7 protein-coding genes, 4 tRNA genes and 1 pseudogene are annotated in these 10,910 nt (G+C 60.6%); 6 read left to right on the top strand and 6 right to left on the bottom strand.

The annotated features are described in order from the left end of the window. The first annotated feature begins 89 nt into the window (after nt 1-89). Both D3M70_RS18630 and D3M70_RS18625 read left to right on the top strand, forming a co-directional pair. Nucleotides 90-983, top strand: coding sequence for an ATP-binding protein (locus D3M70_RS18630; protein WP_120127165.1), 894 nt, complete (start codon nt 90-92; stop codon nt 981-983). Then, nucleotides 980-1,462 (top strand): GAF domain-containing protein, encoded by a 483-nt coding sequence (locus tag D3M70_RS18625; protein ID WP_120127164.1) that lies wholly within the window; start codon nt 980-982, stop codon nt 1,460-1,462. The genes D3M70_RS18630 and D3M70_RS18625 overlap by 4 nt, the downstream gene beginning before the upstream one ends. Before the next feature lie 167 nt (nt 1,463-1,629). Here D3M70_RS18625 and D3M70_RS18620 read toward each other — a convergent pair. Next, nucleotides 1,630-2,397 (bottom strand): annotated as a pseudogene (locus D3M70_RS18620) (hypothetical protein); the annotation flags it as partial. Between the two features lie 238 nt (nt 2,398-2,635). Between D3M70_RS18620 and D3M70_RS18615 the strand changes: the two are divergent. From D3M70_RS18615 to D3M70_RS18600, 4 genes are all read left to right on the top strand, one after another. Further along, nucleotides 2,636-2,711 (top strand) — tRNA-Glu (locus D3M70_RS18615). Nucleotides 2,712-2,715: 4 nt separating this feature from the next. Beyond that, nucleotides 2,716-2,791 (top strand) — tRNA-Gly (locus D3M70_RS18610). A gap of 113 nt (nt 2,792-2,904) precedes the next feature. Continuing rightward, nucleotides 2,905-2,980 (top strand) — tRNA-Glu (locus D3M70_RS18605). A 4-nt stretch (nt 2,981-2,984) separates the two neighbouring features. Next, nucleotides 2,985-3,060, top strand: a tRNA-Gly gene (locus tag D3M70_RS18600). A 229-nt stretch (nt 3,061-3,289) separates the two neighbouring features. Here D3M70_RS18600 and D3M70_RS33370 read toward each other — a convergent pair. The 5 genes from D3M70_RS33370 to D3M70_RS18580 all read right to left on the bottom strand — a co-directional run bounded on the left by D3M70_RS33370 (nt 3,290) and on the right by D3M70_RS18580 (nt 10,798). Further along, nucleotides 3,290-3,880 (bottom strand): DEAD/DEAH box helicase, encoded by a 591-nt coding sequence (locus D3M70_RS33370; protein WP_256659930.1) that lies wholly within the window; start codon nt 3,878-3,880, stop codon nt 3,290-3,292. A 7-nt stretch (nt 3,881-3,887) separates the two neighbouring features. Next, on the bottom strand, nt 3,888-7,298 hold a 3,411-nt coding region (locus D3M70_RS18595), incomplete at its 3' end, for a DEAD/DEAH box helicase (RefSeq protein WP_256659916.1). A 142-nt stretch (nt 7,299-7,440) separates the two neighbouring features. Continuing rightward, nucleotides 7,441-8,451, bottom strand: a complete 1,011-nt coding sequence (locus D3M70_RS18590; RefSeq protein ID WP_120127162.1) for an ABC transporter substrate-binding protein — start codon at nt 8,449-8,451, stop codon at nt 7,441-7,443. Nucleotides 8,452-8,612: 161 nt separating this feature from the next. Further along, the gene (locus tag D3M70_RS18585; RefSeq protein ID WP_120127161.1) at nt 8,613-10,193 is read right to left on the bottom strand and encodes a rhodanese-related sulfurtransferase; all 1,581 of its coding nucleotides are present in this window, start codon (nt 10,191-10,193) and stop codon (nt 8,613-8,615) included. Further along, complete coding sequence (locus tag D3M70_RS18580; protein WP_120127381.1) at nt 10,190-10,798, bottom strand: cysteine dioxygenase; 609 nt, start codon at nt 10,796-10,798, stop codon at nt 10,190-10,192. The genes D3M70_RS18585 and D3M70_RS18580 overlap by 4 nt, the downstream gene beginning before the upstream one ends. Nucleotides 10,799-10,910 lie beyond the last annotated feature (112 nt).

Below are 10,910 nucleotides of genomic sequence, written 5' to 3'. Positions count from 1 at the left end.
CCGTGAGGCACTTGCACTTCTCGTGTCCGTCGCGGGCAAAGCATAGCTGATCGTACCTGAGCTTTAACCAGTTAAATCAAGGAGACATTGTGGATTCTCGGTTGAACGCATTTCTGGAGCGCGCCGAATCGGTTCTGGCGCGACTCGAGCCCCTTCTGCCCGCAGTGCGCGAGCCGATGGACTGGAACACGTCGCTGGCGGCGCGCTGGGTGCGCGAAGGGCGCGTCGGTTACCTGATGCCACTGGACGTCACCCTGGACATGCGCCTGTCCGACCTGATCGGCGTCGATCAGCAGCGTGCTCAATTGGGCCGCAATACGCAGCAGTTCATCGATGGCCTGCCTGCCAACCACGCCTTGCTCTGGGGCTCGCGTGGCACCGGCAAGTCTTCGCTGGTTCGCGCCTTGCTGGCCGAGCACGCCAAGGCCGGTCTTCGTCTGATCGAGATCGAGCGCGATCATCTGGGGGATCTGCCCCGCGTGGTCGAACAACTGCAGAAACTGCCACAGCGATTCGTGCTGTTCTGCGACGACCTGTCGTTCGAATCCGGTGAGGGCGACTACCGCGTGCTCAAGAGCGTGCTCGATGGCTCCCTCGAACAGGCGCCGGACAACGTTCTGTTGTACGCCACTTCCAACCGCCGCCATCTGGTGCCGGAGAAAGAGAGCGACAATGCCCACTGGCAGCGCGGCGACGATGGCGAGATTCACCCCAGCGAAGCGGTGGAAGACAAGATCGCGTTGTCTGACCGCTTCGGCTTGTGGCTGTCGTTCTATCCATTCACGCAGGAGCATTTCCTGGACGTGGTGGAGCACTGGATCGGTGAGCTGGCGGCCAAGGCCGGTCTGCAATGGCAGCGCGATCACGAACTCGACATTCTTGCAGTGCGCTGGGCCACCGGGCGCGGCAACCGCAATGGCCGCTGTGCCTATCAGTTCGCCCGTTACTGGGTTGGTTTGAAAATGCTGGAGCAACACCCATGATCGATTTGAATGCAGCGGGTGAGGGCCTCGACGGCTATCGCCTGTTGGCCGCACAGCTGGAATCCCTGTTGGCGGACGAGCGCGACTTCATCGCCAACGCCGCGCAGTTCTCCGCCTTCCTTTATAGCCAGCTCGACGATTTGAACTGGGCGGGCTTTTACCTCAACCGCAACGAAGAACTGGTGCTTGGCCCGTTTCAAGGCCAGATTGCCTGTGTGCGGATTCCGTTCGGCAAGGGCGTCTGCGGCGCGGCGGCACAGAGCCGCGAGACGCAGCGGGTGCGCGATGTGCACGAATTTCCGGGGCATATCGCCTGCGACAGCGCCTCCAACAGCGAGTTGGTGGTGCCGTTGGTCAAGGAGGGGCGTTTGATTGGCGTGCTGGACCTGGACAGTCCAAGTCTGGCGCGTTTCAGCGAAGCGGATCAGGCGGGGATCGAGCAACTGGCGGCGATCTTCCTCAAGGCCACTGACTGCTGAGTCGAGCGGCTGAGAAGTAATACCTGTAGCAGCACGGCCGGGCGGCGTTCCGTTTGCCGGCGGTGGCGTCATCTGGACCGCTACCGCTGGCAAAAGGAACGACTCCCGGCCGGAGGGCTACGCAGGGCTATTCGTCAGCGCCATTCACAGGTCGATCGGTCAAGCCATCAGTCGTAGATGGCTTTCTTTTTCCATTCGGCATCGACGTCGTCGGCCTTCAGGCCTTCAGTCAGCTCGTTGTGATCGTCTTCGGTCGGCGCGATGGTGTCGAGCACCATGGCATTGGCGCGCGCCAGTTGCCGCTCCATCGCCTGCAGGTGGGTTTTCCACGGTGCAGGTTCTGCCTGATTCTTCAAGTACTGGACGCCGCGCTCGAAGGCAAGGCGCGCCTGACCGGGCTGATCCTGGTTCAAGGCCTGCTGCCCCAGATTATTGAAGAACTCGATGTGCAACAGCACCAGCATGTTGCGAATCTCGCGGATCCAGTGCTTGGCTTCGGCGGTCTGTAGCGCGCCGTCGTGAGCGGCGCGGGTGACTTGGCCATGCATGGCCTCCAGAAGAAAACGCACATCCTTGGCCTTGGCTTCGGTCTGGATCGGGCTGGCCGGGTTGCTGACCTTGATGTTGTCGCCCTGAGCGATCAGCGCTTCCAGTTCGGTTTCACGCTCCTGGATGCCGGGATTGTTTCTTCTCTCCAGCGCGATCAGGCGTTTGATCACGTTCAGTTCCAGGCGCACCAGAAGCAGTTTGAGTGCCGGGCTCATCAACTGGCCGGGGAAGGTCTCCGACAATTCGCTGCAGCGACGCAGGCGGTCGTTGAGTTCCACCAGCGTGCGAGCGCGCTCTACCTTCTTGCTTTCGGCTACGTGGTTCAAATAGCCAACAGCAATCAGCAGTACGATGCCTGTTACGACCATCAGGGTGATTATGAGTGGNGGCTATGCACTCGCACGGGAAGGGTTGTGGTCGCCCTGCTTATTAATAGCTCTATTGTAGTCATGGCTACCGACTCCCCTGTATCGGCCAGCCATTAACGAATTAGAGGGCGAAGTCATTGATTTGAATAAATTTTCATTGGGGGGGTTGACGACCTCTCCAACCATCCATAGAATGCGCGCCACTTGCAGCGTAAAGCACACAGCGAAGCGCGGCAGGGAGTGAATGTTGTAGCGTGTCCCCTTCGTCTAGTGGCCTAGGACACCGCCCTTTCACGGCGGTAACAGGGGTTCGAGTCCCCTAGGGGACGCCATATTGCGGGAATAGCTCAGTTGGTAGAGCACGACCTTGCCAAGGTCGGGGTCGCGAGTTCGAGTCTCGTTTCCCGCTCCAATTTTAAGCAGTTTTGCTTCAGGGTTTGCCCGGAGTGAAGCTGAGTGAAACCAGGAAGCATCTTCGGGTGTGTTTCTGGAACTGAAACACAACACCATGGTGTTTCAGGCAGTGTCCCCTTCGTCTAGTGGCCTAGGACACCGCCCTTTCACGGCGGTAACAGGGGTTCGAGTCCCCTAGGGGACGCCATATTGCGGGAATAGCTCAGTTGGTAGAGCACGACCTTGCCAAGGTCGGGGTCGCGAGTTCGAGTCTCGTTTCCCGCTCCAAATTCTCAAAAACGCCGCTCAACAGAGCGGCGTTTTTGTTTGTGCGCGTTTATTGGTTCTGGGAGCAATCAAGCGGTACGAATCCCAGAGGGCCCTGTAGCAGCACGGCTTGCCGGCGGCGGCGATCTTCATAACGTCACCGCCGGCAAGCCGGACTGCTACAGAGGTCGGCGTCGCAACATGGTTCTGTCACACAAAGGACCCCCTTTACCGCACGGCTTGCCCACCTCTATCCCTTGAGCAGCTTCAACAGCGCATCAGCATCCAGTTTCGCGCTGATCTCTCCGCCGTCCAGCAGGCTGTCAGCCAGGTCCCGCTTGCGCCCGTGCAGTGCAACGATCTGTTCTTCGATGCTGTTCTCGGTCACCAGTCGATAGATCGTCACTGGTTTTTGCTGGCCCATGCGGTGGGCGCGGTCGCTGGCTTGATCTTCCACTGCCGGGTTCCACCAAGGGTCCAGATGGATGACGTAGTCGGCGGCGGTCAGGTTAAGACCGCTGCCACCGGCTTTGAGGCTGATCAGGAAGATATCGCCGACGCCGGCCTGGAAGGCTTCGACGCGTTTCTGACGTTCTCTGGCGGGGGTTGAGCCGTCGATGTATTGATAGCTGATGCCTTGCTCGTCGAGCCAGCCGCGCACGATGCTCAAGTGGTCGACGAACTGGCTGAATACCAGCGCCTTGTGGCGGTTCTCCAGCAACTCGCCGGTGATCTTGGTGAACGCCTGCAACTTGCTGCCCTGCAGCGTCGAGCCGGGCAGGACGAGGGAGGGATGGCAGCAGAAGCGCCGCAGGCGGGTGATTTCCGTCAGCACTTGCATGGCTTTNCGGCACCTTGTAAGTGGTCTCGGTGCGGGCCGGAAGCTCTTCGAGGACCTGGTTTTTCAGGCGACGGAGGATGAACGGCTGGATCAATGCCTTGAGTGCGCGTCGCGCCGCCACATCCCCTTGTTCGATAGGCGTGGCGAAGCGGGCAGCGAAGCTGTCCTGACTGCCCAGTAGACCGGGATTGATGAACCGGAACAGGTTCCACAGTTCGCCGAGGTGGTTTTCCAGCGGCGTGCCGGTTGCGACCATGCGGAAATCCGCGTCCAGCGCCATGACCGTCTGCGAGCGTTTGGTCTGGGCATTCTTGATGGCCTGAGCTTCATCCAGTACCACGCTGCTCCAGTGCTGAGCGGTGAAGGCTTCTGTGTCCAGTTGCAGCAGGCCGTAGCTGACGATGACCAGGTCGCCGGGGCCAAGGTCATTCAGGCTGCGCTGTTGCTGATAGAGCCGAACAGTGAGGCCGGGCGCGAAGCGTGCGCTTTCCGATTGCCAGTTGAGTGTGACCGACGTCGGCGCGACCACCAGTTGTGGCCCCATGGCGGCACGTTGCAACAGCAGCGCGAGGGTCTGCACGGTCTTGCCCAGACCCATGTCGTCCGCCAGGCAGGCGCCGACCCCCCATTGCGCAAGGCGCCCCAGCCAGACAAAACCATCGTGCTGGTAGTCCCGCAGTTCGGCGTGCAGCGTGGTAGGCACTTGCGGTTGATAGTCGCGCAACGATTCCAGTTTCTTCAGGTGCTCCTGCCAGCCCGCATCCGCCTGGAACTGACCGGCTTCCTGGGCAAGGCTTGCGAGCAGCGGGGCGGTGAGCGGACTGAGGCGCAGACCGTCATCGTTGATGCGGTCGGCCAAATGAGCCAATTCGTCGAGCCGCTTGCGCAAACTGTCGTCGAGGGCCAGCCAGTCGCGTTCGTTGAGCTTCAGAAAGCGTCCGGGACTGGATTTGAGCAGTTCGAGGAGTTGACGCAGTTCCAGCACTTTGCCGTCGTCCAGGGTGATATTCCCTTGCAGCAGGAACCAGTCACCCTGCTGACGAAGCCCCAGGTTGAGCTGGCTGAGCCCGGACCGGCCCTTGATCCGCATGCGCTCGCCTTCCGGCCAGATGCAATGAAGCTGCTCGCCGTCCAGTGCATGCAATTCGCTGAGTAACTGCAGGGCATGCTGGGGCTGATCCAGTTGCCATTCCTGGCCGTCGCTTTCGGCGTAAGCGAGCCCTGGGCAGCATTCCAGTACAACCTGTAGCGCCTTTTTTTCGCCCGCCAGATCGCGGCTCACCTGCAAGGGTTTGCCGTCGCGTTCGCCCAATAGATTTTTCGAGCCATGACCCGGGCGGAACCAACTGCCTTCCGTCAGCGGACGCACCAGCAGTTGCAGGCGAACGCCCTCGGCCAGTGGCAGCAAGTGCGCATAGAGACGGGTGTCGGCGGGCTCCTTGTCGAGATGCCCGGTGAGTTCGGGAATGTCCGAGTGGATGGGCAGGAGCGGGGCGATGGCGCTCACCGCTTCGATCAATTGCCCCTTGGCCGACGTCGGGACGCTCAGGCCCTTGCCGACGATGTCGGCGATTTTGCGCAGTTCGCGGCTCATCGGATAAACCATAAGGCGCGTCGGGGTCTCTTTGTGCACAAAAACTTCATCGGCGCTTCGAATGCCTTCCGGTTCCAGCTGCAGGCGGATCTGCCCGGCCGAGGACTGAAGGTTCAGCGACGCCTGGCCCGCTTGCAGATCGATGCGCACGTCGGGCGCGTCGTCCCAGTACAGCGCAGGGTGTCCGACCAGTCGGGGCATGGCCAGGCCGAAGGGCAGTTCGTAATCGACGCTGCTGTAGTGATGATGGCTGACCACGATTGCGCTGATGGCCTGGCGGTCCTGCTCGCAGAGAAAGTCCATGAGGGCGCTGTCGTCGAGAAGACGTTTGAGTGCCACCACCCGGCCTTTGCTCCACTGGCCCTTGGAGTTGCGTTTCTGTTCGCGCGGTTCGACCTTTCTCGAATACGTGCCGATGGAAATCAGCCACGCCAGCCGCGTGTTGTTCTCGTCTGCAACGGGGGTGGCCGCCGCCTTGCCAGGCCGTAGTTGCGTCAGCGCATTGAGCGCATGCTCCCAGGCTTCCTGGCGGTGACAAAGCGAGACCAGCGGTTGCAGGTCGGCGCTCAGGTGCACATCGGCCAATTGCCGAGGCACGAGATATTGCGCGGCGATCAGTGCGTCGAACTCTGCCGCCAGCCAGGCATAGCCCTCTCGATCGAGCTGGTCGCGGTATTCTTCGAGCTTGAGACGCCAGTTATCCTTGCGCGCCTGGGGTGCATCCAGCCAGTACAGGGCCAGTGCGCCCACCAAACCGTCCAGTCCATTGGTCCTGTGCGGCAGGTAGGTGGAGGACAGGGATGGCTTCTCGCCCTGCAATTGTTCGAAGAGATTCAACAGCACGTGGTAAGCGGGGCCGTAACGTTCCTTATCACCCAGCGTGATTGCCTGCTTCAATTGCGCACGCTGTTTCGGGTCGTTCTCCGCCACCAGCGCCAGGCAGTAAAACAGGTTGAGCACGGGCGGCAGGTCTATCTTGCGTTTCTTGGTCAGCCTGCGCATTTCGGTGAGCCAGCCGCGCAGTAACAGCAGCGTTTCGCTCACCTGGCCGCGCAGTATCAGCTGGATGGTTTGCTGAAGCAGTTCAAGCTCATCCGAGGCGAGGTATTGCAGGGTGACCCAATCACCGCGCCACACTGCTTGAAGCGACAACTCCAGCGCCAGCTCACGGTTCGGCCGAGCCTCAATTTCTTCCAGGGCCAGGTCGTAACTGAGACCCGCGGGCCCCAGCACGTTATTGAGCAGGTTCAGGTGATCGCCCAACAGCAAGGCGCGCGTGTCGTCGTTGAGTCTGGCAAATACCTCCAGACCCTGGGGGTCGGCTTGCAGCAGCTGCATGGGGTGCGGGACGGGGGCGTCAGAATGGACAAAAAGGTACGACGCCTGTTGCAGCGAGTTCGCCAGCGCACCGGTATCGTCGCTGAGCAGATTCAGCCAGAGGTCCTGCAATATCCGGGGGCGCCCCGGCGTTTGCCACGCGCTGAGCAAGGGCAGGCCTGTCTTGATCTCGTCTAGCCAGTCATCGCAGTTCTTTGATTGCAGCAGGCTCAGCAATACGCGATTTCGCCGTGGCGGGGCGACGCAGAGGAGTTGCGCTTCAGGACGCTTCTCCAGCACGACCCACTCCTCACGCTGCAGCTCTTCCAGAATTTCATAGAGCGTCGCAACGTCCAGCAGGTTGCCGTGGGGATCCTTGACATCCATTGATCGCAGAAGCTTTAGCAGTGACGTCTTGCCCTTGCCAGAAAACGACGTCACCAATCCATACATGACCTCCATTCGGTAGTCTGGAAGGTCGTCTGAAATGGGGGACAGGCTGGGCATTCGGTACCTCGTTGGACGTCACTCGCTCAAGACGAGCGAATCCCATCTCAACGGCGAAGGCCGCATTTTTCACGAGACTGCCTGGCTTGTCGACCTTCCCCCCGCTTTGTTGTCTGCGCATACCCCTCTTGGAGCGTCCGGCTTAACGTGTGGCCTGTGCATCGCTGCGTTCGGCGGATTGTTCGGCGGTCAGTCGGATGGCGTTGAACGCCGGGTCGAATCCATTGGAAACATCGACATGCTTGTTGAGAATGCCTTCGCGCTCATAGATGTCGGCGGTGTTCTGCAGGCCTTTGACCACGCCGTCATCGATGCTGACGCGCTCCATCGTGGTGTCCTTGTTGATCGCCAGATGCACGTCCAGTGGCAGGCCGGTGACTTTGGTCTGGGCGGCGGCGTATTCCTTGGGATGGGCATTGACCCAGCGATACGCTCGGTCCAGCCGTACGACGAAGTCATCCAGTTGAGCGCGTTTTTCGGCGATGGCCTTGCTGGTGGCGGCCAGGTAGGAATGGTTGGTCAGCAGATCGGGGCCATTGGGCAGAATCCGCGCGCCGCTCTGGGTGGCGACGGTGGTGTAGGGCGCCCATGTGGCCCAGGCGTCGGCGTCGCCGTTATCGAGGATCAACCGCGATTCGCTTGGCAACAGATAGACGAAACTGACATCGCTGGTTTTCAGCCCCGCTTCATCCAGGGCGCGAATGGCAAGGTAATGTCCGATCGAACCGCGCCCGGTGACGATGCGTTTGCCTTTGAGGTCCGCCACCGATTTGATCGGCGAATCATTGCGCACGATCAATGCCGTGGTGTAGCGGCCGTTGACGTGGGTAATGCTGATGACTTTCAGCGAGGCGCCGGCACCGAGGGCGAATACATAAGGTGCATCGCCCAGTGCGCCGACATCCACTGCGCCGGCATTCAACGCCTCGCCCAAAGGCGACGCAGAGGGGAATTCGGAGAATTTGATTTCGTAGGGTACGTCCTTCAGTTCGCCGGAAACTTGCAGCAGCACCTTCAATGCGGATTTCTGATTGGCGACGAGCAGGGGTTGCAGCGGTTCGTCGGCATGACTGTATTGGTCGAGCGAAAGGGCTATCAATGCGCCGAACAGCAGGCGTCTGGTGTGGGTCAGGTGTGTCGAGAGTAGCGACATGCGGGTGTCTCCAGGCTAAAGAAAAAAAGGCTGCGGCCTCCGCCTGGAGAAGGGGTCGGCAATCAATGGCAGGGGTGTCTCAAGCTGTAGCGTTCGGCTTGCCGGCGGTGGCGTCCTTAAGATCTCTCTCCGGCAAGCCTTGCTGCTACCGGGTGTTTCATTCAGATCACGTAAAACCCGTGGGTCCCGTCACGGCCCAGTTGCTCCACCAATCCGAACTCCCAATCCAGATACGCCTGCATCGCTTCGCGCGGTGCATCAGTGCCCTCGTACGGGCGGCGATAGCGGTCGATGCGCGGGGACGCAAGGTGCGTTTCACCCGCTTCCAGTGCAAGCCCCGCGGCGATCCAGCTCGCCGTGCCGTCCCTGAGCAGGAACACGGGTTTGCCGGTCAGTGCTTCGACTTCGGGCACCGCCAGACGCGCCAGTTTGCTGCTGCCACAGGTCAGTACATAGCGCTCGGCTGCGGGGATTTTTCTCAGCGCGTTGGAAAGGTCAGCGCGCAACGTCCACCAGGCACCGGGAATATGCTGTTTCACATAGTTGGCGCTGGCGGTGAAATCCAGCACCGCGACACCCCCATGCTGCTGCCATTGATGCAGGGTTTGGGCACTGATCTCCTCGACCTGCCACGGCGTCGGGATCGGCGGGTTCCAGGCACCGGTTTCGCTGAATGCCCTTGGTGTCAGGTTGTCGAGCACGAACACCTCCCACCCCAGCTGCGCCAGCCAGGACGCTGACATATTGGCGCGTACCCCGTCGTCGTCCGCCAGCGCAATTCGCGCCCCGCGCACGCTGGCGTAGTGATCGGTTTCCTGTACCAGTTGGCCACCGGGTGTCGAGCGTGCGCCGGGCAGGTGACCGGCTTCGTATTCCTCAGGGGTGCGGACATCGAACAGATACGTCGTACGTGCAGCCTCGTTGCGCCACGCGTGCAGATCTGTAAGTGTGCCGCGCTTCACTCCGGCGCTGTCGGCCACGCGACGGGCATCGGCGCGTGCGGCTTCGAGGGTTTTATCGCTGATCTCGGGAAAGCGTCGGGCCTGGCCGTGATCCAGCGTCTGGCCCGCCAGCAGCCAGCCGATGGTGCCGTTGCGCAGCGCTGAAATCGGGTTGGGCAGACCGGCGTTGACCAGCGATTGAGTGCCGATGATGCTGCGCGTGCGCCCGGCGCAGTTGACGATGATCCGTGTCTTTGGATCGGGCGCCAGCTCCCGCGCACGCAGCACCAGTTCGGCACCCGGCACACTGACGCCGGTGGGAATGCTCATGGTCTGGTACTCATCGAAACGACGAGCGTCCAGCACCACCACATCCGCTTTGGTGTCCAGCAATTGTTGTACTTCTTGGGCGGCCAGCGACGGGGTATGACGCTGATGCTCGACCAGTTCGCCGAACGCTTTGCTCGGCACGTTGACATCGATGAACAGTTCGCCCCCGGCGTCACGCCAGCCCTGTAACCCACCTTCGAGCAATCCCACGTTGCTGTAGCCCAGAGCAGACAAACGCTCGCTCGCCAACTGCGCAAGCCCCTCGCCGTTGTCGTATAGCGTGATGGCAGTGTCACGGCGCGGGATGCGCGAGAATACTTCCAGCTCCAGTTTGGACAGTGGAATATTGGCCGCGAACAGCGGATGGGATTCGGCGAACGGCGCTTCTTCGCGCACATCCACCAAGGCGACTTCCTGATGTTCCAGCAGGGCTTTGCGAACATCGGCAAATGAACGTGTGCGTTGAGTCATTGGACTTGATTCTCTTTGGACAGGTCCCAGATGTTCGGGAGCCAGGCGTTGGAATAGCCGGAGATGAACAGTTTCTCGCTGCCGTCGATCTGGTAGACGGCCCGCTTGACCGCGCCGATGTTGGCGCCGTAGACATGGATGCTGATCGACACTTGATCGCTGAAAGCGTTACTGACCTGATGGATGTCGTTGCTGCTTGGGGACAGGGCTTCGACCTGACCGGGTTCCAGGCGAATGGGCGTGCCTGCCTTCTGCAGTTGACCCTCGGAGCCCCGAGCGAATCCCTGCGAGTATTCGGCGCCACGCAACATGCCGATCAGGCCCCAGACCCGATGGTCGTGAATCGGCGTGCTCTGACCCGGTCCCCAGACGAAACTGACAACCGAGAAGCGCTGACGTGAATCGGCGTGCAACAGGAATTGCTGGTAGCGAGTCGGGTCGGCTAGCGCGTATTCGTCGGGCAACCAGTCATCGTGTCGCACCAGTTGCCCCAGAAGCTTCCCACCGTGGTGCAGGAGATCGTCTTCACCGGGGTTGCTGTCGATCAGTTCGGCCAGCGCTGCGATGAAGTTTCGCAGTCGTTCCGGGTGTCGAGACTCACTCAAGGCAGTTTCACGCATGTCAGATCCGTGGTGGATTGGGGTGGTCAATATAAGCATAATATTTACCGTTAATATGCTATTTATTGATGATTAGGTTATAGCGAAAAAGTATTTG

Source organism: Pseudomonas sp. LS-2, assembly GCF_003605735.1.
GTDB lineage: Bacteria > Pseudomonadota > Gammaproteobacteria > Pseudomonadales > Pseudomonadaceae > Aquipseudomonas.
This window is presented reverse-complemented; position numbering and strand designations above follow the sequence as displayed.

Bases quoted from the DNA above. Each gene is read 5' to 3' on its own strand.
- D3M70_RS18625 (WP_120127164.1), top strand. From the start codon at position 980: ATGATCGATTTGAATGCAGCGGGTGAGGGCCTCGACGGCTATCGCCTG.
- D3M70_RS33370 (WP_256659930.1), bottom strand. From the start codon at position 3,880: ATGCAAGTGCTGACGGAAATCACCCGCCTGCGGCGCTTCTGCTGCCAT.
- D3M70_RS18590 (WP_120127162.1), bottom strand. From the start codon at position 8,451: ATGTCGCTACTCTCGACACACCTGACCCACACCAGACGCCTGCTGTTC.
- D3M70_RS18585 (WP_120127161.1), bottom strand. From the start codon at position 10,193: ATGACTCAACGCACACGTTCATTTGCCGATGTTCGCAAAGCCCTGCTG.